Genomic DNA, 22562 nt, shown 5'->3' with positions numbered 1-22562 from the left:
CTTTCGTTATAACTGCGCCCGAATTTCCGGATTCCCGATTTCGGGTGCGCGGTCCCGCGCCGCTGCTCCGGAGCCACCCTCAGGAGAGCTCCATGCCCCAGTACAAAGTGCCGATGCGCGACATGCGCTTCCTGCTCAACGAAGTGTTCGACTACGAGCGCCATTACCAAGGCCTGCCGAACGGCGCCGACGCCACGCCGGACATGGTCGATGCGATCCTCTCTGAGTGTGCACGTCTGTGCGAAGAAACCATCGCACCGCTGTACCAGAGCGGCGACGAAGAAGGTTGCCGTCTGGAAGATGGACAGGTGTTCACACCGAAAGGTTACAAGGAAGCCTACAACGAGTACGTCGCCGGTGGCTGGCAGGGGCTGTCACATCCGCCGGAATACGGCGGCCAAGGCCTGCCGATGTCGCTGGGTCTGTTCAAGCAAGAAATGCTTGGCACCGCCAACTGGTCGTTCGCGATGTACCCGGGCCTGTCGCTGGGTGCCATGAATACCATCATGCTGCACGGCACTGACGAGCAAAAAGACACCTATCTGACGCCGCTCACCGAAGGCACCTGGGGTGGCACCATGTGCCTCACCGAGCCACAGTGCGGCACCGACCTCGGCCAGGTGAAGACCCGCGCCGTGCCCACTGGTGACGGCGGCTACAAGATCACTGGCACCAAGATCTTTATTTCTTCCGGTGACCACGACCTTACCGAGAACGTGGTGCATATCGTTCTGGCCCGCCTGCCGGACGCGCCGGCGGGCACCCGCGGTATCTCGCTGTTCATCGTGCCCAAATACCTGCCGGGCAAAATCGGCGAGAGCAACGGTGTCACCGTCGGTGCACTGGAAAAGAAAATGGGTATCAAAGCGTCCGCCACCTGCGTGATGAACTTCGATGACGCCATCGGCTATCTGATCGGGCCGGAAAACCAAGGCCTTGAGTGCATGTTCACCTTCATGAACTCCGCTCGCATCGGCACTGCCATGCAGGGTGTTTGCCACGCCGAGCTGTCGTTCCAAGGCGCGCTGGCCTACGCCAAAGAGCGTCGCTCCATGCGCGCGCTGAGCGGCAAGAAAGATCCGGACCAAGTAGCCGATGCGCTGATTCATCACGGTGACGTGCGCCGCATGCTGTTGACTCAGAAAGCCATCGCCGAAGGCGGCCGCGCAATGCTCTATTTCACTGCGCAATATGCCGACAAGATGATTTCCGGAATTCTCGAAAATGACGAGAAAAAACAACAGTACTGGGATGGCCAACTGGGCTTCCTGACCCCAATCTTGAAAGGCTTCCTCACCGAGAAAGGTTTGGAAGCGGCCAACCTCGGCATGCAAGTATTCGGTGGCCACGGCTACATCCGCGAGCACGGCATGGAACAAATCGCCCGTGACGCGCGCATCTCCACCTTGTACGAGGGCACCACCGGCATTCAGGCGCTGGATCTGCTGGGCCGTAAAGTATTGCTGATGACGCGCGGTAAATGCGTCCGCGAATTCAGCCAAAAACTGCTCGACTTCGGCACCCGCAACATGACCGACAGCACCCTGCGCCCGTACGCTTGGAAGTTGCTGAAAATCGCTGGTCAATGGAACTACCTGACCACGCGCATCATGCTTACCGCGTCCAAGAACCGCGATGCTGTCAGCACCTCCAGTTATGATTTCCTGATGTACTCCGGCTACGCCATGATGGCGTATTTCTGGGCGCTGATGGCGGCCACGGCAGCGGAAAAAATTGCCAACGGCGGCGAGCAACCGAAAGAATTCTACGAGGCCAAACTGGCCACCGCAGAGTTCTTCTTCGAGCAGCTGTTGCCGCAGGCAAAGGGCCATGCGCAAAGCATGCTCAACCCCACTAAAGTGGCGATGCAGTTGAAGCCGGAGCACTTCTCCTTCGACTACGAGTAAACGCCCCATGGCACTGCCCGCCCCCGCGCGGGCAGTGCTGTCTTTCCTCTCCGTTTGCGCGACCGTGACAGCCGCTACTGGCATGACCCACGCGTCAGTGATGGCCGGCCTTTTCCAGAGGCAATGGCACCTCTTTTGTTTTAATCTTTCACGCACATCCTGACTGCAAAGGGGATCTTGCATGTCGTATTTTGAGCACAAACGGATTCTGATTACCGGTGCCGGCACTGGCCTCGGCGCCCTGCTGGCACAACGGCTGGCGCAAGCCGGCGCCACTGTCATTGTTACCGCACGCCGCTTGGAAGCCGCCACGGAAGTAGCGGACAGCATCCGCCTCAACGGCGGCATCGCCCACGCTGAAGTACTAGACGTAGCCGATGTGGAAGCGATTCCGGCGTTCCGCGACCGGCTCCACCAGCAATACGGACCGCTGGATGGACTGATCAACAATGCTGGCGTGGTATTCGGCGGAGAGTTCGAGCAAGTCCCCTTGGCGCGCCATCTCGACACCTTTACCACCAACACTCTTGGTCTGATGGCGCTGTGCCACAGTTTCCTGCCCGATCTTCAGCAAGCCCGCCAGGGGCATTTGGTCAACATCGCCAGTGCCAGCGCCTATATCGGCCTGCCTTACGGCAGCACCTATGCCGCCAGCAAGTGGGCGGTGCTGGGCTTTTCCGAATCACTGCGGCTGGAAATGGCCGAGCGCGGCTTCCACAACGTGGCGGTCACCACGGTCTGCCCGAGTTACATCAGTACCGGCATGTTCGACGGGGTCCGTTCGCCATTCCTGTCGCGCATGCTCAGTCCGGAAAAAGTGGTGCAGCAGACCCTGCGCGCCATGCGTCGACGCGAAGCGGTGGTAGTCGCACCGGCGTCGGTACGCACCATTGATTTGATGAAAGGCGCCCTGCCGCGGCCGTTGTGGGACCAACTTGCGCGCCGTACTGGCATCACCGGCTCGATGAAGTCCTGGCGCGGCAAAGCCTGATTTTTCGCTACATCACTCACGCATAACGATAAATAGAAGACAAAAGGATCACCGATGAAGCCCCTGAGCCCTTTGGATCAGTTGTTCCTGTGGCTGGAACGGCGCCAGCAGCCGATGCACGTAGCCGGCCTGCAACTGTTCAGTTTCCCTGAAGACGCCGGCCCCAAATACATCAGCGAGCTGGCACAGTCGATGCGCGAATATAACGCGCCGGTGGGTCCGTTCAGTCAACGCCTGCAAAGCCGGCTGGGTCAGAACTTCTGGGTGGAAGACACCCAGTTCGATATCGAACACCATTTCTGCCATAGCGCGCTGCCGAAGCCAGGCCGTATCCGTGAACTGCTGACACTGGTGTCCGCCGAACACTCCAACCTGCTCGACCGTGAACGGCCGCTGTGGGAAGTGCACTTAATTGAAGGGATTCGCGGACGGCGCTTCGCGCTCTATTCCAAAGTGCACCATTCAGTGATGGACGGCATTTCCGCCATGCGACTCGGCACCCAGGCACTGAGCGACGATCCAAATCAGCGCGACCTGCCGCCGGTATGGGCTTATTCACCGCCGAAGAAGGAGCGTCTGAGCCTGAGCGCCAACCCGGTGGTGGCGCTCAGCGGGCTGGCCAAGTTGACTGGCGGCCTCAGCCGACAAATCGCCACCCTGCCAGTGCTGACCCGGCAGCTGTACCAGATGTCGCAGAAAGCGCGCCGTGATCCAGACTACGTGTCGATCTTCCAAGCGCCGCAAAGCATGATCAACCAGCGTATCACCGGCAGCCGCCGGTTTGCCGCCCAGTCCTATGCCACCGAGCGCTTCCGCGCCATCGGCAAAGCGTTCGGCTGCACTCTTAATGATGTGGTGCTAGCGGTATGCGGCAGCGCCCTGCGCGATTACCTGATCAGCCAGAATGCGCTTCCGGATAAACCGCTGATCGCCATGGTACCGGTGAACCTGCGCCAAGATGACAGCACCGGCGGCAACCAGATCGCCATGATCTTGGCCAACTTGGGCACCCACATCGCCGACCCCGCCAACCGCCTGCGGGTAATCAAAGCATCGGTGGAAGACAGCAAAGCGCGCTACAAACAGATGTCGCCGGAAGAGATCCTCAATCTCACCGCGCTGATGATGGCGCCCACCGGCCTCAACTTGCTCACCGGGCTGGCACCAGAATGGCGAGCTTTCAATGTGATCATTTCCAACGTGCCCGGTCCCACCAAGCCGCTGTACTGGAACGGCGCACGCCTGGAAGGCATGTATCCGGTGTCAATCGCGCTCAACCAGATTGCTCTCAATATCACGCTAACCAGCTACATCGATCATCTGGAATTCGGATTGGTAGCCTGCCGCCGCACACTGCCGTCCATGCAGCGGCTGCTGGATTACCTTGAACACGGCATTCGCGAGCTGGAGATCGCCGCAGACCTGCGCTAAGCCAAATCCCCGCCGGAAGCGTCAAATTTGTACAAATCCGGCGGGGTTACGGGACTATTTTCCTGCTCGGTTTTTCCTCCACCCCCATATCCTTGCCTTACCCGCCTCTCATGTGGTTGAAAAACAACCATTTATTGCTGGATTTATGATCATCTTGCACAGCAGAAAGAGGCTTGCCATTTGGTCAAAAAACACTAGCGCCCCCCAGGCAAACCGCGTAAGGTGGCTCGTGCTGCAGAAGGAAGGCAGTGGTTGTTTTGGTCGTCGCTGTCGGAGTTACCACCTCAACACCCCCATCCCCCGAAGCCTGCACGCTCTCACGATGAAATTGTTTTTTTGAGGTATAGATTCAATGGCTACCGGCACTGTGAAATGGTTCAACGAGTCCAAGGGCTTTGGCTTCATCACCCAGGACGACGGCGGCGCAGACGTATTCGTACACTTCAGTGCTATCCAAGGCACTGGGTTCAAGACCCTGCAGGAAGGTCAGAAAGTGACCTACGAAATCCAGCAAGGTCCGAAAGGCCCGCAAGCCGCTAACGTTGTGGTCTGAGGCCCGACGTTTGCATCTTGCAGCAAGGAACCCCACTTCGGTGGGGTTTTTTGTGCCTGTCATTGTGAGCTGACGCCTACTCCTGTTCGGCGTTTGCCCCCAACAGCGCTTGCTTCGCCTGGCGCGGCAGCTTTTTGATGGCTGCTTCCCGCCGCGCAGCATCGCCACGGGATGCCTGCTGCTGGCTGAACACCAGCGACACCGGACGACGTGCGCGCGTATAACGGGCACCGGCAGCGGTGTGATTGTGTTCGTGCACCCGGCGCTCCAGATCACGGGTGATGCCGGTGTACAGGCTGCCATCACTGCACTTCAGCATGTAGACATACCAGCTACCCGGTTCGGTGTGTGCCATGAGTCAACTCGTCGGTGGCGTGCGCGTGCTATTATCCAGCCACCTTTCCTGCCCCGCCACCCCGCAAGGAGCGCCTGATGATTTCCTACCTTTATTGGTTCCTGCTGGCTGCGCTGGTGTTTGCCGTGTTGCTCGGATTCGGGGCCCGGCTTGGTCATTGGAAAATCGCCGGTGCGGTGGCCGCCCTGCTGCTGTTGATCGGTACCAGCAGTTACTACTTCTACTTCGAGCAGCTGTTCGTCAAACGTTGGGGCGGCACAATGTCGATCACTATCCCTGACGGCCAGATGCATCTTGGCGCCACCTGGAAAGGCGACCATCTTTGGATCGAGAACTACGATCCCGCCACTAACCGCTGCATTTTCAGTGAATATTCCCGCGGGAACCTGCTGGAAGGGCGCGTGGTGCTGAAAGACTGCAATCCGCTGCTGCCCTCGGCACCGAATCGGCCGCAGTCGCCGCGCCCGCTCACCCCGGATGCCGGCGACAACCTGTGACCGAGGAGCAGGCGCTACTGACGCGTATCCGCCGCGGTGACCGTATTGAATGCGAGGAAGTGCTGGTCATCATCGAGGCTGGTTACCACTACCAGCCTCACCGGTTCGTTAACGGACCGCCGGGGCAGCAATGTGATAATCCCGCGGGTACCAATGAAGTGTCCTGCCGCCTGTTTGCCTTCGCCCAGCAACACCGACTAACTGTGGCCGAAACGCTGGCTTGTTTTGGTCACCACTACCGTGATGGCGTGCTGACAGATCCGCAAGGCAGCGGCCATACCAACCTGCGCATCTTCGCCCGCCATGGTTGGGCACACCTCACCATGCCCGAAGCCGTACTCACGCCCCGCTGAAAATTTGCCCGCTTGGACAGGCATGGGGCCTTTCCCCTTATAATTGGCGCTTTCCCGGCACGGTTCGGGACCCAGTGGAGCCGTGACGAAGTCAGGGCGCTGGTTTCATTGCCGCCGGGACGCGGCCTGCGACGATATTCCGGATTCCATGACTGATTACGCCGTTGGACAACGCTGGCTCAGCGAGACCGAAACCGAGCTGGGCTTGGGCATCGTGGTCAATATCGACTACCGCCTGGTGACCCTGTTTTATCCCGCCTGCGAAGAAGAACGCACTTACGCTAAAACTAACGCTCCGCTGTCACGCATGGTGTTCGGCCCCGGCGACACCATCGAGAACCAGGATGGCGACAGCTTCACGGTGGAGTCACTGAGCGTCCAGCAAGAGCTGTACCTCTACCAAGTGCGTGACGAAGACGGCAGCGAACGCATCATTCCGGAAAGCCAATTAGGTTACCGGGTATCGCTGACCGCCGTCGCAGACCGACTGTTCTCCAAACAACTCGACAGCAGCAGTTGGTTCAATCTGCGCGTAGCGGCACTGTATGCCCAAGCAGAAACCGAGAACTCACCGGTACTTGGCCTGCGCGGTCCGCGCGTGGACTTGATCGGCCACCAGTTGTGGATTGCTCATGATGTCGGCACCCGCAAGGCCCCACGAGTACTGTTGGCTGATGAAGTCGGTCTGGGTAAGACCATCGAAGCGGGGTTGATCCTGCATCAGCAATGGCTCACCGAGCGCGCCCGACGGATTTTGATCGTGGTGCCGCCGGCGTTAGTCCACCAGTGGTTTGTGGAAATGGTGCGGCGCTTCAACCTGCACTTCAGCATTTTCGACCATGAGCGCTTGGCGGCATTGCAACCGCAGGAGTCCATCAAGGACATGATGGCGCGCCTGATTGCAGAAGAGGCCGGCGCTGCACCTGCCGAAGCAGACAACCCGTTCTCTACTGAGCAACTGATTCTGATCAGCACCGACTTCCTGGCGGAGTGCGATCTGCAACAGCTGATCGATGCCCAGTGGGATCTGCTTATCGTCGATGAGGCCCACCATCTGGCGTGGTCGCCGGACGCGCCAAGCGAGGAATACCAACGGGTGGCCAAACTGGCTGACGCCGCGGAAGGCTTACTGCTGCTAACGGCCACACCAGAGCAATTGGGCTTGGAAAGTCATTTTGCGCGCTTGCAGTTGCTTGATCCCGCCCGCTTTCACGATCTTGACGCGTTCCGCGCCGAACAGGCCGCCTACCGTGAAGTGGCTGACGTTGCCGGCGCCATGATCGACCAACCGGTGTGGGACACGGCATTGCGCAACAAGCTGGCCGCGCTGCTGCCGGATGAGGCGCTGGACGAAACCCGCCGCGATGCGCTGTTGGCCGCATTGCTAGACCGCTCCGGCACCGGCCGCGTGCTTTATCGCAACACCCGCAAGAACATCAGTGGCTTCCCACAGCGCCAACTGCAGCCGGTCCCGCTAGCGGTACCACCACAGTACGCCGGCGAAGAGACCGACCTGTTCCCGGAGCGCGGATTCTCTGATGACCGCTGGTGCGCTGAAGATCCGCGTGTCACCTGGTTGGCGGATTTCCTGCGCCGCGAGCGCAGCCGCAAAGTGCTGATCATTTGTGCTCACAAGGAAACCGCCATCGATCTGCATGCGTGGTGCGGCTACAAACTCGGCATGAACGTGGCGGTGTTCCATGAAGACATGGACCTCATCAGCCGCGACCGCGCAGCCGCCTACTTCGCCGATTTTGAAGATGGCGCCCAAGCGCTGATCTGCTCCGAAATCGGCAGCGAAGGCCGTAACTTCCAGTTCGCCCATGACCTGGTGTTGATGGATTTGCCACGCCACCCGGATTTGCTGGAACAGCGCATCGGGCGGCTCGACCGCATTGGTCAAAAGCAGGACATTCAAATCCACGTGCCCTACTTCAGCGATCATGCCCAAGCAGTGATGTTCCATTGGTATCACGACGGCATGGGCGCCTTCAGTCGCACCAACCCCGCTGGTTCGCAGATTCTTGCCGCCACCGGTGCGGCGCTTGAACAGGCGCTGGCCGCACCAGCCGACAGCGCCCGCCGCGACGCACTGGTGGCAGACACCGCCGCCACCATGGATACCCTGCTCGGCCAGCTGGAATCCGGTCGCGACCGCCTGCTGGAGCTCGGTTCCCACGATCCCAATGGCTCGGCACAGCTCATTGCCGCCTTGGCGGCAGCCGATGCGCATACCCCCCACGATTTCATGGAGCGGGTATTCGAGCGTTTCGGCGTGGAAGTAGAAGAACATTCCGAGCACGCCGATATTCTGCGCCCCGGCGCCCACATGCTGGCGCCCTTCCCCGGCCTGCCGGAAGAAGGCGTCACCGTCACTACAGACCGCAGCACGGCGCTAAGCCGCGACGACATGCTGTTCCTGACCTGGGAGCATCCGATGGTCACCGGTGCCATCGAACTGGTGCTGGGAGAAGACCGGGGCAAGGCGGCCACGGCTCTGCTACGCAATCCGAAGGTGAAAGCCGGCACCCTACTGGTGGAATTGATCTACAGCCTGCGTTGCAGCGCGCCGCGAGCCTTGCAGGTGGAGCGTTTCCTGCCTACCACAGTGATGCGCAGCCTGCTGGATGCCCAGGGCCGCGATCTGGGCGGCAGCATTTCCCATGACGGTCTATCGAAGCAATGCCAGAAGATGGACAAAGGGCTGTCTCGCAAAGTAGTGGAAAGCCAGCAGACACTACTGACCCAGTTGCTGGCACAGGACCAGAAACGGATGCAGGCGCTGGCTCAGGACACGCTCGACCAAGCGCGGGAGAAGATGGAGACCGAATTGTCCCGGGAGCAACAACGTCTACGGCAACTGCAACAACGCAATGCTGACATCAGCGACGCAGACATTGCCGCCTATAATGTGGAGCGCCAGGCGCTGACGGCTGCGTTGGCCGAAACACGCTGCCATTTGGCCGCAGTACGCGTCATTGTCGCCGGCGGATGAAGCGTTTTCGGAACCCAAAAAAAGCGCCCTAATGGGCGCTTTTTTTATGGTGCGATGGCTTATAAAGTGCGGCCACAGCCTTTGTAGTTCTGTCCATCCAGCTCGACTTCCACCGTGTAGCTGAACGCTTCGCCACTCATGTCATCTTCACAGCCTTTGCGCAGCGCCACTACTCGGATCGGATTGCCGGCCAGCTCAGCGCGGTACTCGTCACCGTTTTCCACCGGACGCAGTTGGAAGCTATCGGTCTCGGCGACTTTTTCACCGTAGTCCATTACCAATTTGAGATGTTTTTTGCCGGACACTTCCAGATACCAGCCCGGCTCATTGCCGACCGCACGGAAGGTCACGCCACGCTCGCGGGCTTTATCCCACGGCTCACTCCAGACTGCCTCGTCCGGCAAAATACGCTCATCCGGGTCGGTCACCTTGCCGAGCATGATTTCCATCGCCGCGGGATCCTTGCCCACTTCCAGCTTCGGGTCGTTGTGATCCATGCTGATCCAACGCAGATCGCCTTCCGGATCACGAATGCTGGCGCCGACGCTGTAAGTGAAGCCGCGGGTCAGATCCGCCTCGTCGTAATGCAGCTCGAAGGCAATCGGCACTTGGCCACGGGTACTAATGACCTGCTCGCTGATCAACCGCGACGGCGCATCGGCGCGGGACACATCGTTCAACTGCACACGCAGTTCAGAACCTTCGCGTAGTGCCTCGCGCTCTCGATAGATCACTTCACCCTTGAGTACACGCTTGGCCGTCGGCACGTTGCTTTCCGAGCTGCTGCCTTGAGCGCTAGTCTCGGTATTGCCGGACGGCTTCGAGGCCGGCTTGTCACACCCGCTGAGGGCAAGAGTAGTACCCAATACCAGGGCAGACGCCCACAAGCCTGTGCGCTGACTCATCATGAGAGAAGCTCCATTGAATAAAAAAGACGATTCATCATGCGACTGCGACCGGGCTGACTCAAGCAAGGAGTTGTAAAGGCTGCCGCGATTATCCACAGTGCTCCACCGGTCCTACACGCAGTGTCCACAAAGTTATCCACAGGATGAACAGATCATGTCTCTGCTTCCCCATTTGCGACTCGAGCCCACCCAATCGGCGGATGCCTGCGTCATCTGGCTGCACGGCCTCGGCGCCAGCGGCGATGATTTCGCACCGGTGGCCCGTTATCTGGCGTTGCCGAAGGTACGCTTCATTTTGCCTCATGCCCCGCAAATGCCGGTCACAGTGAACAATGGCCATATCATGCCAGCCTGGTACGACCTGCGTGCCAGCGGTCGCAACGATGCGGTGGATACTGAAGGGGTCCAGCACTCCGCAACACAGATTGCTGCTTTTATCGACGCCGAGCGTGCCGCCGGCATGGCCGCAGACCGTATTGTATTGGCTGGTTTCTCACAGGGCGGGGCGGTGGCCTATCACACCGCTCTAAGTTATCCACAGAGACTGGGCGGTTTACTGGCCTGCTCCACCTATCTGGCTACCAGCGATTCGCTGATCCGTAGCGACGCCAATCATGATCTGCCGATCGCCGTCCACCACGGCCACCATGACGAAGTGGTGATGCCTGCACGTGGTAAGTCCGCCATCAGCCAGTTACAGCAGTGGGGCTATCCGGTGACCGAACAGTGGTACCCCATGGGCCATGAAGTGTGTATGCCGCAGCTGGATGATGTGCGCGATTGGATGCTGGCGCGGTTGGCCTGATGCCGTTAACACAACGGGCGCCCTGAGGCGCCCGTTGTCATGGCAGCGAAGGTGGTTACACCACGCCTTGCGCCAACATCGCTTCTGCCACTTTCATGAAACCAGCAACGTTAGCGCCACGGACGTAATCCACGTGGTCACCGTCGCGGCCGTACTTCACACAGGCGTTGTGGATAGCGTGCATGATGGCATGCAGCTTTTCGTCCACCTCGCCTTCGGTCCAGAGCAGACGTAGGGAGTTTTGGCTCATCTCCAGACCGGATACTGACACGCCGCCGGCGTTAGCCGCCTTACTGGGTGCATAGAGCACTTTCTCACGGCGGAACAGGGACACCGCATCAGCGGTGCAACCCATGTTGGAACCTTCAGCGATGCAGTAGCAGCCGTTCTTCAGCAGCGCGGCCGCATCAGCCTCGTCCAACTCGTTCTGAGTGGCACACGGCAGTGCCACGTCGCAGGACACATTGGCCCACGGACGTTCACCTTCCAGATACTTGAGGTTGAATTCGGCGGCCAGCTCGCTCAGGCGACCGCGCTTCTCGTTCTTCAGCGTCATCAGCGCGCGCCAATGATCGCGGGTGAAGCCTTCTTCGTTCACCACCGTGCCGCTGGAGTCAGACAGGGTCAGCACCTTGGCGCCGCTTTCAACCAGCATCAGCATGGCGTACTGAGCCACGTTACCCGAGCCGGACAGTGCCACGCGCATACCATCCAGGCCGGATCCCTTCTGACGCAGCATTTCTTCAACGAAGTAAACCAGACCGTAGCCGGTGGCTTCCGGACGCAGCAAACTGCCGCCCCAAGTCAGGCCTTTGCCGGTCAGCACGCCGGTGAATTCGTTCTTCAAGCGCTTGTACTGGCCGAACATATAGCCCACTTCCCGGGCGCCAACGCCGATATCACCGGCCGGCACGTCAAGGTTGGGGCCAATGTGGCGCTGCAGTTCGGTCATAAAGGACTGGCAGAAGCGCATCACTTCGCCCTCGCTCTTGCCCTTCGGATCGAAGTCAGCGCCGCCTTTACCACCACCCATCGGCAGCGTGGTCAGACCATTCTTCAGCGTTTGCTCAAACGCCAGGAACTTCAACACGCCGGCATTCACCGACGGGTGGAAGCGGATGCCACCTTTATAGGGGCCGATGGCGCTGTTCATCTGCACGCGATAACCGCGGTTGACGCGCACCACACCTTGGTCGTCCACCCACGGCACCCGGAACTGGATCACGCGCTCAGGCTCGATCAGGCGGTCGAGGATGCCGGCGGCAAAGATTTCTTCCCGGTTTTCGATGTCCGGCCACAACGCACGCAGCACGGTTTCCACTGCTTGGTGGAATTCCGGTTCGCCCGGATCCCGTTGCCGCATCTGCTGGAGCAGCTGGTCCAGCCGCTCGATCGGTTGAGTCATTGGTAACTCCCTGATCCTGTCAATGAGTGTTTTTCAGTCGCGGGGGCGCCATTTAGAACGCAAGCGCTATCCGAGGCAAGTGGTTGAGCAAATGACGGCGCGGCTGCCAATCGGGCAGGCGCGCCGTCATCAACCGGTAGAAACCGGGGCCATGGTTCATGTGCTCCAGATGGCACAGCTCATGGACAACCACGTACTCCAGGCACTCCGCCGGCAGCTGGATCAGCGTCAGACTGAGGTTGATATACCCTCGCGCCGACAAAGACCCCCAGCGGGACCGCATTTGTTTGACCCGCAGCACCGGCCGCGCATGCCCCCGCTCTGCAAACCAAGGGAAATGGCGATCGATCTCTGCGTCGTAATAATGTCGAGCCTGCTGCCGGTACCAGCCCTGCAGCAACGCTGCCACCGGTGCCGCTGACAGATCAGGCGCCCTGATCAACAGGCGTCCGTCCTCCAGCTGCACACTGGCGCGGGGCGCGCAGTCTAACTCAAGTACCAGCGGCTTGCCGCGAAACGGGTGTACTGCCCCCGTCTCCAGAGCCAGTTCCAGTGGTGCTTGCCGCGTGGCCAACCGTTGCCGGGCGCGCCGCAGCCAGTCTCCTCGACTGGCAACAAACGCAGCAATCTCGGCATCCGGCACCCGCCACGGGGCGCGCACCTCTACTTCTCCATCCGCCGTCAGGCGCAGCTCCAGCGTCCGCCGGCCACTGCGAATGACGCGGTACTGCTCCAGGTCGGTCTGTGACATGCGCGCGAGTATATTACAGGCGGGGCCGAGCTGTCCGCCGTGACCCGGCAGTATTGGAAGGGCAAACGTCGGGTGTCGACAATGTACTCACTGGCGTAGTGCTGCGACAGGTCTTAGAAGAGTAGTTTATGAACTTATAAAATATATAATTACAGATGCGAACAAAATTAGTAATTATTAATTTACAAATTAAAAAACGGCCATATAAATATATTTTTTATAGAAATATAAACGAATGATTTTTAAAAAAATGCCCGCTCTAACAGCGGGCATTTTTTATTTTTCATAGATCAACCAAGGTGCTCGGTACGCATCAATTTCTTGTCAAGCTTGCCCACGCTAGTACGCGGTAGGCTGTCAACAAACTTGATATTTTCCGGAATGCCGTAGCGCGAAATCACACCTTTTTCAGCGAAGTCTGCTACTAGGTTTTGGATCGCTTCACTGGTCACATCTGCATCTGGTTTTTTCACTACCAATGCCAGCGGACGTTCGCCCCATTTTGCATCCGGCATACCAATGACAGCGCACTCTGCCACGCCCGGATGTTGCAGAATAAGGCCTTCCAAATCGAGCGAGGAAATCCACTCACCACCGGTCTTGATCACATCCTTGATGCGGTCGGTGATCTTCAGGTAACCATCAGCGTCAATCACACCAATATCGCCGGTATGCAGCCAACCGCCCTGCCACAGTTCTTCCGAATTAGCCGGATCGTCCAAGTAGCCTTGGGTAAGCCAAGGTGCCCGCACCACGATCTCGCCTTGGGTTTTGCCATCGTGCGGCAAGCTGTTCATGTTGCCGTCGACAATGCGTAGATCGACCATCGGAATCGGGCGGCCAGCACGGCAGCGCACATCCGCCTGCGCATCCATGTCCCACTCCTCCATGTGCGGCATCAGGTTCGCCAACGTCAGTACCGGGCCGGTTTCGCTCATGCCATAGCCGGTAAAGATGTCGATACCCATCTCCATAGCGCCCTTGGCCAGCGATTTCGGCAACGCCGAACCACCGATGATGACTTTCCATTTGCTCAGGTCGAGCTGACGCACCACTTCACTGCCCAGCAGCATCTGGATAATGGTCGGTACGCAGTGCGAGAAGGTGACTTTCTCGGTCACCAGCAATTTCAGCAGGATCTCTGGCACATAGCGGCCCGGGTACACCTGCTTCACGCCCAGCAGCGTGGCCAGGTAGGGAACCCCCCACGCATGCACGTGGAACATCGGCGTGATCGGCATGTACACGTCAGACTGGTTGAAGCGGCCCTGACCGTCGCCGGAGGTCACTGCGCGCAACGCAAAAGTGTGCAACACCAACTGACGGTGGCTGAAGTAGACGCCCTTCGGCAGGCCGGTAGTGCCAGTGGTGTAGAAGGTGGTGGCGCAGGTGTTCTCATCCAGCTCCGGGAACGCGTAATTGCTGTCGGCCTGTGCCAGCAACGCTTCGTATTCACCGGCGAAACCAGCCGGTACATCACCGCCTTCATCGTCCAGCAGGATGAAGGTTTTCACCGTTTCGATACGGTCCTTCACTGCGTCGATCAGCGGCAGGAATTCACGGTTCACCAGGATGACGTCATCCTTGGCGTGGTTAATGGTGTAAAGCACCTGTTCCGGCGACAGCCGGACGTTCACGGTGTGCAGCACTGCGCCCATCATCGGGATCGCATAGAAGCACTCCAGGTAACGGTGGGTATCCCAGTCCATTACCGCCACGGTATCACCGGCTTTGACGCCGGCCGCGGCCAGTGCAGAGGCCAGACGGCCAACGCGCTGCTGGAGCTCCAGGTAAGTCATGCGGCATTTATCCGCATAGACGATTTCCTGGTTCGGGCTGGTCCGCACGCCGGTTTCAAGAATGGTCCCGATGACCATCTGCGTGGCCACTGCTGACGGGGTGCGTGCGATCAGTCGTGCTGTCATGGAGTACTCCTCGTTATGACACGGCCGCAGGCCGTGCGTTTGTTGTATACAGCGCAAGAATGCGGCCTGCCCAGCCGCATCCAGGACGGAGAAAAATCGGATTCATTGTGCTTGGATGCCCCCGTGAGTCAATTGCTCCGGGTCCAGCAGCTGGCGTAGCACCTGGTCGTCCAAGTCGGTGTATTCACGTGCTACCTCCAGCACCGGTCGACCAGTGCGGAAGGCCTCCTTGGCGATATCCGCTGCCTTTTCATAGCCGATCACGGGATTCAACGCAGTGACCAACACCGGGTTACGCGCCACCGTCTCGGCCAAGTGCTCGCGGTTGGCCTGCATACCGGCCAGCATGGGCACTAGAATGCCCATACCCCGTTCGAGGTAGCCCGCCATCTGCACCAAGTTGGCGGCCATCAACGGCATCATCACATTGAGTTGGAAGTTACCGCTTTGAGCAGCTATCACGTTGGCTTGGTCCAGCCCCATGGTTTGCGCGGCGATCATGCACACCGACTCACACACCACCGGATTCACCTTGCCGGGCATGATGCTGGAACCCGGCTGCACCGCCGGCAGCTGGATTTCCGCCAGACCGTGAATCGGACCGGAGTTCATCCAGCGCAGGTCGTTGCAGATTTTCATCAACACCACCGCCAACGCACGCAACGCCGCCGACACGGACAGCGGTCGGTCCAATGCGCTTTGGCCAGAAAACGGCGACGCCAACGGCTGTAGCGGATGACCGCTACGTTGCGCCAACGCGGCAGCAAAGCGGGCAGCGAAGTCGGGATCGGCGTTGATGCCGGTGCCCACCGCGGTTCCCCCCTGCGGCACCGACAACACAGCCTCATAGGACTGCTGCAACTGACGCTCGGCAAACTGCAGCTGCGCCACCCAGCCAGACAATTCCTGGCCCAGTGTCAGCGGCATGGCATCCATCAGGTGAGTGCGGCCAGTCTTGACCACGTCAGCCCATTCCCCAGCACGCTTGTCGAGCTGTTGCATCAATGCCGACAGCGCCGGCAACACACCATCTTTCAAACTGTCGGCGGCGGCCAAATGCAGCGCGGTGGGTACGCTGTCATTACTGCTCTGCCCCAGATTCACATCGTCATTAGGATGCACCGCCACGCCTTGCTGCTGGCACAAATGGGCGATCACTTCATTCATATTCATGTTGCTGCTGGTGCCGGAGCCGGTCTGGAACACATCCACCGGAAACGCCTCCGCATGGGCGCCGTCGGCAATGGCGGCGGCCGCGGCTTGGATGGCCGCCGCCTTGTCGCCGGGCAGCAAGCCCAACTCAGCATTGGCCGCCGCAGCGCCCCACTTCACCTGCGCCAGCGCACGGATGAATGGCGCCGGCATCGGGCCTGAGATTGGAAAGTTATCCACCGCACGTTGGGTTTGCGGTCCCCACAGGGCATCAGCGGGAATCCGCACGTCCCCAAGGGAATCCCGTTCAATACGTTCAGCCATGCTGCTTGCCTCCTGTTCCAGAACCGGGTCGGGCACCCATGGTGCAACCTGCCCGGCAACGCAACAAGCCTGCCTTTTGGCAGGGCCATGCACCAATGAAAAACATCGTTTGATGACATCTTGAGGGGGCGTGGTCCCCGTATGCTGTTGCGCGTCAATGCAAGGGAGGAACCAGGATGAACGGAAGCTGGCGTTGGGCGCTGCGACAATGGTCGCGGCAGTTGTGGGTGCGCGCGGCGCTGTTCGCGTTACTGGGCGTCGCCACTGCGCTGCTTGGCCTGCTCGGCCAATGGCTGGTGCCGGCCGATTTGGATCTGCACATCGGCGCCAAAGCGGTGGACAGCATCCTCAATGTGCTGGCCTCCAGCATGCTGGCCGTCACCACATTTTCGCTCAGCGTGATGGTGAGCGCCTATGCTGCCGCCTCCAGCGGCGTCACGCCGCGTGCCACCAAGCTGTTGATGCAGGACAGCACCACTCAGAACGTGCTGGCCACCTTCATCGGCTCGTTTCTGTTCAGCTTAGTGGGACTCGTAGCGCTGAGCACCGGCTCCTACGGCGACAGCGGCCGTATCATCATGTTCGTCATGACATTGCTGGTACTGGCACTGATCGTGCTGACACTGCTGCGCTGGATCGAGCACTTATCGAGCCTCGGCCGCGTCGGTGAGACCACCGAGCGGGTGGAAAAAGCCACCCGCCAGGCGCTGGCTGCCAGGCGACAGCGCCCCACCCTCGGCGGCAATGCGCTGACCGACCGGCAACCGATCCCGGCCAACGCCACGCCGGTCTATCCCACCGCTATTGGCTATGTGCAGTTTGTTGATGTGGCCAAGCTAGCCACCTGGGCGGAATCCGCCGAGGCCGAACTGTATGTCACCGCCATGCCCGGCCGCTTTGTTCATCTGCTGGAGCCGCTGCTGTGGATCAGTGGTGCCGAAGCAGACGCCGACGCATTATTGCCGGCGTTCGCCTTGGGCGACGAACGTTCGTTCGACCAAGACCCGCGTTTCGGCCTAGTGGTGTTGTCAGAGATCGCTTCGCGGGCGCTATCACCGGCGGTGAATGATCCCGGCACCGCCATTGATGTGATTGGCCGTGCCACCCGTCTGTTGGAGCTGTGCCCGCCGGAGGAGGAATTTGAAGTGGAGTATCCGCGTCTGTGGATACCGGCGCTGCAGGACAGCGATTTGTTTGACGACCTGTTTAATCCAATTGCCCGCGACGGCGCTGGCTTGCTGGAAGTCCAGTTGCGGCTGCAGAAATCACTGCATGCGCTGGCGCTTTGCGGTCCTGGCAGCTATCGCAGTGCCGCCCATCGCCACGCTCGGCGCGCGCGGACCCGTGCGTTGCAGGCCTTGGTTCTGGACGACGAGAAAGCACAGATCGAGCAGCAAACGCGCTGGCTGAACTGAGGGTTACTTAGCTTCCACCTTGGTTTTACCGCAACGTTCGCATTGGAACCGAGTGACCAACTTACCTTCTTTGGTGTCGAACACGGTTTCCTTCACCACCTTCCAGCGGTGAAAACCGTGTTGGCATAGCCCCTTTTTGGGCGCGCGGGGTTTGCGAAACGGCAGGACGTTGGACATGGAAAACCCGTTAGCAGTAGCAAAAATGCAGTGTGCATGGATTTTCCCACGGCCTCCAGCGGCGTACGGATAACGCTTCGATTCATCGTGCTGAGTCGCTGCCGGCACCGTCTGCAAGTGGATGCTTTGCAGCCAGCAGGGCACAGAGAGCGGTCCGTAAAATGAGTCTCAGTGGATAAAACTTTTAAAAACAGTATGTTGTTGAACATACGACCTGCTCTACACCGCCATCCAGGGCGCCCGAGGTCATTACGACAGGAGGGATTATGCCCGGTTACCACACCCGCAAAATCGACGTGCAAGTGGGTGCCTTCCACTGCCGCATCCGTGCACTCAGTGATCACATGCAATTTGCCGACCCCGAAGGTGAGGCGGCCAACGCCGGCATCTGCTCGGCCAGCTGGAGCCTGTTCGGTCAACTATGGCCAGCCAGCCGGGTGCTGGCGCAAGCGGTAAAGCACATCGATATCCACAACCGCCGCATCATTGAACTCGGCTGCGGACTCGGTCTGCCAAGTCTGCTGCTGCAATCGCGGGGAGCCGACATCACTGCCAGCGACCACCATCCGCTCAGTGAACCGTTCCTCGATTACAACTCAGCCCTGAACAAGCTGCCGCCGATTCCCTACCTCGACCTGCCGTGGGCGGATACAGCGTTGAATGTGGGAAAATTCGACCTGATCGTCGGCAGCGACATTCTTTATGAAGGCAATCACGCTGAGCTAGTGGGCGATGTGATTGGGCGCATCGCCGCAGACGATGCCAAGGTGCTGATCACCTGTCCGGGACGTGGTTACCGCAACCGGCTGACGCGGCGGTTGGAAGAGTTAGGGTTTGAAGTCACCGAAACACGCATGGCGTTTTCTGAAGATCAGGTGGCGCCGTTCAAAGGGCGGTTGCTGTGTTATCGGCGTGGAAACCTGAAACAAGCGGCGTGATTGGTTTTGGTTCTCTGGCCCGCAATAGCGGGCCAGAGAAAAAATTTATTTTCCGATGCAGAAACTGGAAAAAATTTTCCCCAGCAAATCATCCGCCGTGAACGCACCAGTGATTTCCTCTAGCGCCCGCTGGGCATCACGCAAATCCTCAGCCAGCAACTCACCCGCCGCCTGCCCCAGCAATTGCTGCTGACCATGATGCAGCGCCTGCAGCGCCTGCTCGATAGCAATCAGATGGCGCCGGCGTGCCGAGAAAGGACTTTGTGCGTCATCGCGATAGCCGGCCACTTGCTTTAGGTGTTCACGCAACGCGTCCAGCCCCTGACCAGTACGCGCCGAGACACAAAATACATCCGCTTCCGCCGATGACATTTCTGTGGCCAGATCGATCTTGTTTAGCACTAATGTGATCGGGACCGGCAATGCTTCCACCGCCTGCTGCGCGGAAGGCAACAGCTCCGACAGTGGTGGCAACTCACCATCCACCAAAGTCGAGGCATCGACCACAATCAAAATTCGGTCTGCTTGCTCGATCGCTTGCCAAGCGCGGCGAATACCTTCTTGCTCCACCACGTCTTCTGACTCACGCAGGCCGGCGGTGTCCACCAGCTTGATCGGCAGACCGTCGATCTGGATGGTTTCACGCAGAATATCCCGAGTAGTGCCGGCAATGTCGGTGACAATCGCCCGTTCTTCACCCGCTAGCGCATTCAGCAATGAGGATTTACCGGCATTGGGGCGGCCGGCAATCACCAGCGTCAGGCCCTCCTGCAGCAAGCTGCCACGGCGGGCAGTGGTGAGCACTGCGTTGACCTGCGCCACCAGCGACGATAGGTCACCTGCCACCCGTCCATCGCTCAGGAAGTCGATTTCTTCTTCCGGAAAATCTATGGCGGCTTCGACGTATATACGCAGGTCCACCAATTGGCCCACCAACTGGTTCACCTCGCGCGAGAAGGCACCCTGCAGTGAACCTATCGCAGCACGGGCGGCGGACACCGTATTAGCATCGATCAGGTCAGCGATCGCTTCTGCCTGAGTCAGATCCATGCGGTCGTTGAGGAAAGCACGCAGCGAAAACTCGCCGGCGCGCGCGGGGCGCGCGCCTTGGGCGACACAGGCTTTCACCAGTTGGTCAAGCAACACCGGGCCACCATGGCCTTGCAGTTCCACCACATCCTCGCCGGTGAAGGATTGGGGGCCTGGGAAACTGAGCACCAACCCTTCATCGATCACTGCGCCGGTGGCGTCTACGAATGCAGAAAAATGTGCGTAACGCGGTGTCAGCGGTCGGGGTCGGGCCAGCACCGCGGCGGCAATGCGCTGAGCGTCGGCGCCGGAGAGGCGCACGATACCAACACCGCCACGACCCGGCGCGGTGGCAATGGCAACGATGGTGTCTTGAGGAGTGAGTGCATTCATGGCGGCAGTATAGGCGGTGGAGGCCAGAGACAAAAACGCCCGGCATTGCCGGGCGTTTTCAGTGCGCGAAGGTCAGTTATTCGCGCTCGATCTTGCGGGTGATGAACCACTGCTGCGCGATAGACAGCAAGTTGTTGGTCAGCCAGTACAGCACCAGACCCGCCGGGAACCAGAGGAAGAATACGGTAAAGATGACCGGCATCCACTTCATCACCTGGGCCTGAGTGGGATCCGGCGGCGTCGGATTCAGACGCATCTGGAACCACATCGACGCCCCCATCAGCAGCGGTAGCACGAACCAGGGGTCCATCACCGACAGGTCATGGATCCAGAGGAAGAACGGCGCCTGGCGCAGCTCCACCGATTCCAGCAGTACGTAGTAAAGCGAGATGAACACCGGCATCTGCACCAGCATCGGCAAACAGCCACCAAGCGGATTGATCTTCTCGGTCTGGTACAGCTTCATCATTTCCATGGACGCCTTTTGGCGGTCGTCCTTGTGCTGCTCGCGGATGCGCTGCATCTCGGGCGCTACTTTGCGCATGCGCGCCATGGAGCGATAGCTGGCCGCGGACAGCTTATAGAACAGCAGCTTGAGGATCAGCGTCAGCAGAATGATCGCAACACCCCAGTTGCCGACCCCGAAACCGAGATCAAACTGGCTGCCAAACACGCTGATGTGGCCGCTTTGCAGGAATACCAGCAAGGCAAAGATCGGCTGAGAAATGAACCACAGCGGACCATAATCCACCGTCATGTCCAAACCCGGGCTGATGCCGGCCAGTACGTCCTGCTCTTTCGGGCCGGCGTAGAACTCAGCGTAAAGCACCCCTTCCTGGCCCGGCTCCACCGTAGTCAACGGCGACACAAAGCGCAGCAAGTACTCATCCGTGCCAGCCACCTTGCGGTGCACACTGGTGAAGGTGTTGGTGCGGGTGTTATCCGGTACCCAGGCACTAAGGAAGTAGTGCTGGATCATTGCCACCCAGCCACCGGTTTCCTTCAGACTCAGTGCCTTGCGGCTGTCTTCCATATCGGAAAACTTGAGCTTGTTGTAGGCCTTCTCAGCGCTCCAGTACGCCGCACCGAGATAAGTCGGCAGCGGTGCGAAACCAGCGCTTTCGCGGCCAGGATCATCGGTCCCGTCACGCTTAATCTGGCCGTACAAAGCACCGCGCCATGGCGCATTGCTGTTGTTACGAACGATGTGCGACTGACGCACCAAGTAACTGCCACGCTCCAGCGTGAAGCGCTTGATGATTTCCACCCCGCCTGGCTGGGTCAGGGTTAGGTCGACATCCAGCTCGAAATCATTGTCGCCAAGGCGGAAGGAGCGGGCGGAAACATTCCAAAGCGGCCGACCTTCAGCGGTGTCAGTGCCGTTGGCACCGACCAGACCGCTTTGCGCCACGTATTGGCGGGCACTGGTGCGCTCCAGCAACACGAACGGCTGCGCGTTGTCATCGAGAGAACGTGGGTAATTCAGCAGTGCAGCACGCACGATATCACCGCCGAGGCGGTCGATTTCCAGTGCCAACACGTCAGTGCGGATGCGAACAATGCGGTCGGAACCGGTAGTGGCCTGTTCGTCGATGTCTGCTTCAACTGCCGGAGTCAGCGAATCGCTGTTTTCCACAGCAGCGGGCACATCGGAATCGGTGCGGGCGCTGAGCTCGGCATCGGGCACATCACCGGGCACCAAGGTCGCAGGCTGTTCCTGCGTCACATTGGCGGACGCCGGATGGCCATAATCCTTTTGCCAAGCAAGGATCATCAGGTAGGTCACCACCGCGATGGCAGTGAGGATTAACGCTCGTTTAAGATCCATATCCAGAAACTGTCATGCGGCAGGAAAACGGCCGGCAGTGTCTCAAGCCTGATTCCACTTGGCAAGGAGCTTGTCCCAGAGCTCATCAAGCTCGGAACGCAGTGTATTCGGGGCGGGATCGTGCAGATTGCCGCGCAATAGCACAACGATGTCCAATGCAGGCATCTGTGCGCGACGTAAACGGAAGGATTCTCGCGCTACCCGTTTAACGCGGTTACGGTCCACCGCACGCCGGGCGCGTTTTTTAGCAACCACTAAGCCGACCCGCGCGCAGTCTTCGCCATTCTTGCGAGACAACAACAGGAAGTTGCGGCTGCCGCTCTTCACTGTGGCTTGGTCGAACACTGCTTTGAAATCAGCACTGGTCAACAGCCGGGCGGAGATCGGAAAACAAAGATCCGGTGAACTGTCGTTCACCGGATCTTTGGCG

20 protein-coding genes are annotated in these 22562 nt (G+C 59.4%); 10 read left to right on the top strand and 10 right to left on the bottom strand.

From position 1 onward, the window contains the following. Positions 1–92 precede the first annotated feature (92 nt). The 4 genes from AB5I84_RS00640 (at position 93) to cspE (ending at position 4882) form a co-directional block, all read left to right on the top strand. Positions 93–1907 (top strand): acyl-CoA dehydrogenase C-terminal domain-containing protein, encoded by a 1815-nt coding sequence (locus AB5I84_RS00640; RefSeq protein ID WP_369453896.1) that lies wholly within the window; start codon positions 93–95, stop codon positions 1905–1907. Positions 1908–2088: 181 nt separating this feature from the next. Continuing rightward, positions 2089–2898, top strand: coding sequence for an SDR family NAD(P)-dependent oxidoreductase (locus tag AB5I84_RS00635; RefSeq protein WP_369453895.1), 810 nt, complete (start codon positions 2089–2091; stop codon positions 2896–2898). Between the two features lie 54 nt (positions 2899–2952). Continuing rightward, complete coding sequence (locus AB5I84_RS00630; protein WP_369453894.1) at positions 2953–4329, top strand: WS/DGAT/MGAT family O-acyltransferase; 1377 nt, start codon at positions 2953–2955, stop codon at positions 4327–4329. 352 nt (positions 4330–4681) lie between these two features. Next, positions 4682–4882, top strand: a complete 201-nt coding sequence (gene cspE, locus AB5I84_RS00625; protein WP_369453893.1) for a transcription antiterminator/RNA stability regulator CspE — start codon at positions 4682–4684, stop codon at positions 4880–4882. Positions 4883–4958: 76 nt separating this feature from the next. Here cspE and AB5I84_RS00620 read toward each other — a convergent pair whose 3' ends face one another. Then, on the bottom strand, positions 4959–5237 hold the full coding sequence (locus tag AB5I84_RS00620; RefSeq protein ID WP_369453892.1) for a GIY-YIG nuclease family protein: 279 nt from the start codon (positions 5235–5237) through the stop codon (positions 4959–4961). Positions 5238–5314: 77 nt separating this feature from the next. On the opposite strand from AB5I84_RS00620, the gene AB5I84_RS00615 reads away from it, so the two are divergent. The 3 genes from AB5I84_RS00615 (at position 5315) to rapA (ending at position 9082) form a co-directional block, all read left to right on the top strand. Further along, positions 5315–5734: a hypothetical protein gene (locus AB5I84_RS00615; RefSeq protein WP_369453891.1), complete on the top strand. Its 420-nt coding sequence runs from the start codon at positions 5315–5317 to the stop codon at positions 5732–5734. After that, a complete protein-coding gene (locus tag AB5I84_RS00610) occupies positions 5731–6087 on the top strand; it encodes a HopJ type III effector protein (protein ID WP_369453890.1) in 357 nt (118 codons plus the stop codon). Before AB5I84_RS00615 ends, AB5I84_RS00610 begins: the two co-directional genes overlap by 4 nt. Positions 6088–6235: 148 nt before the next feature. Then, on the top strand, positions 6236–9082 hold the full coding sequence (rapA, locus tag AB5I84_RS00605) for an RNA polymerase-associated protein RapA (RefSeq protein ID WP_369453889.1): 2847 nt from the start codon (positions 6236–6238) through the stop codon (positions 9080–9082). A 59-nt stretch (positions 9083–9141) separates the two neighbouring features. Here rapA and AB5I84_RS00600 read toward each other — a convergent pair whose 3' ends face one another. Further along, the gene (locus tag AB5I84_RS00600) at positions 9142–9987 is read right to left on the bottom strand and encodes a YbaY family lipoprotein (protein ID WP_369453888.1); all 846 of its coding nucleotides are present in this window, start codon (positions 9985–9987) and stop codon (positions 9142–9144) included. 157 nt (positions 9988–10144) lie between these two features. Here AB5I84_RS00600 and AB5I84_RS00595 point away from each other — a divergent pair, with 157 nt between their 5' ends. Further along, positions 10145–10795 (top strand): alpha/beta hydrolase, encoded by a 651-nt coding sequence (locus AB5I84_RS00595; protein ID WP_369453887.1) that lies wholly within the window; start codon positions 10145–10147, stop codon positions 10793–10795. Between the two features lie 55 nt (positions 10796–10850). On the opposite strand, the gene gdhA is transcribed toward AB5I84_RS00595, so the two are convergent. The 4 genes from gdhA to AB5I84_RS00575 all read right to left on the bottom strand — a co-directional run bounded on the left by gdhA (position 10851) and on the right by AB5I84_RS00575 (position 16352). Beyond that, positions 10851–12200 carry an NADP-specific glutamate dehydrogenase gene (gdhA, locus tag AB5I84_RS00590; RefSeq protein ID WP_439650170.1) on the bottom strand — a complete coding sequence of 450 codons (1350 nt, stop codon included), beginning with the start codon at positions 12198–12200 and terminating at the stop codon, positions 10851–10853. Between the two features lie 52 nt (positions 12201–12252). Next, the gene (locus tag AB5I84_RS00585; RefSeq protein WP_369453886.1) at positions 12253–12951 is read right to left on the bottom strand and encodes a M48 family metallopeptidase; all 699 of its coding nucleotides are present in this window, start codon (positions 12949–12951) and stop codon (positions 12253–12255) included. A 290-nt stretch (positions 12952–13241) separates the two neighbouring features. Further along, complete coding sequence (locus AB5I84_RS00580) at positions 13242–14876, bottom strand: fatty acid--CoA ligase (RefSeq protein ID WP_369453885.1); 1635 nt, start codon at positions 14874–14876, stop codon at positions 13242–13244. 102 nt (positions 14877–14978) lie between these two features. Further along, positions 14979–16352: a class II fumarate hydratase gene (locus AB5I84_RS00575; RefSeq protein ID WP_369453884.1), complete on the bottom strand. Its 1374-nt coding sequence runs from the start codon at positions 16350–16352 to the stop codon at positions 14979–14981. A 176-nt stretch (positions 16353–16528) separates the two neighbouring features. Here AB5I84_RS00575 and AB5I84_RS00570 point away from each other — a divergent pair, with 176 nt between their 5' ends. Next, complete coding sequence (locus AB5I84_RS00570; protein ID WP_369453883.1) at positions 16529–17767, top strand: DUF2254 domain-containing protein; 1239 nt, start codon at positions 16529–16531, stop codon at positions 17765–17767. A gap of 3 nt (positions 17768–17770) precedes the next feature. Here AB5I84_RS00570 and AB5I84_RS00565 read toward each other — a convergent pair whose 3' ends face one another. Next, positions 17771–17944 carry a hypothetical protein gene (locus tag AB5I84_RS00565; protein ID WP_369453882.1) on the bottom strand — a complete coding sequence of 58 codons (174 nt, stop codon included), beginning with the start codon at positions 17942–17944 and terminating at the stop codon, positions 17771–17773. A gap of 266 nt (positions 17945–18210) precedes the next feature. On the opposite strand from AB5I84_RS00565, the gene AB5I84_RS00560 reads away from it, so the two are divergent. Further along, positions 18211–18882, top strand: coding sequence for a class I SAM-dependent methyltransferase (locus AB5I84_RS00560; protein WP_369453881.1), 672 nt, complete (start codon positions 18211–18213; stop codon positions 18880–18882). A 45-nt stretch (positions 18883–18927) separates the two neighbouring features. Here the strand turns inward: AB5I84_RS00560 and mnmE are convergent, their stop codons facing one another. From mnmE to rnpA, 3 genes are all read right to left on the bottom strand, one after another. Continuing rightward, positions 18928–20304: a tRNA uridine-5-carboxymethylaminomethyl(34) synthesis GTPase MnmE gene (gene mnmE / locus AB5I84_RS00555; protein ID WP_369453880.1), complete on the bottom strand. Its 1377-nt coding sequence runs from the start codon at positions 20302–20304 to the stop codon at positions 18928–18930. Positions 20305–20380: 76 nt separating this feature from the next. After that, positions 20381–22132 carry a membrane protein insertase YidC gene (gene yidC, locus AB5I84_RS00550; RefSeq protein ID WP_369453879.1) on the bottom strand — a complete coding sequence of 584 codons (1752 nt, stop codon included), beginning with the start codon at positions 22130–22132 and terminating at the stop codon, positions 20381–20383. A 42-nt stretch (positions 22133–22174) separates the two neighbouring features. Continuing rightward, positions 22175–22549 carry a ribonuclease P protein component gene (gene rnpA / locus AB5I84_RS00545; RefSeq protein ID WP_369453878.1) on the bottom strand — a complete coding sequence of 125 codons (375 nt, stop codon included), beginning with the start codon at positions 22547–22549 and terminating at the stop codon, positions 22175–22177. Positions 22550–22562: the final 13 nt, after the last annotated feature.

The sequence above is a fragment of the Alcanivorax sp. REN37 genome (assembly GCF_041102775.1).
Classification (GTDB): domain Bacteria; phylum Pseudomonadota; class Gammaproteobacteria; order Pseudomonadales; family Alcanivoracaceae; genus Isoalcanivorax; species Isoalcanivorax beigongshangi.
The sequence above is the reverse complement of the archived record's forward strand: the minus strand, read 5'-3'. Positions and strand labels throughout refer to the sequence as shown.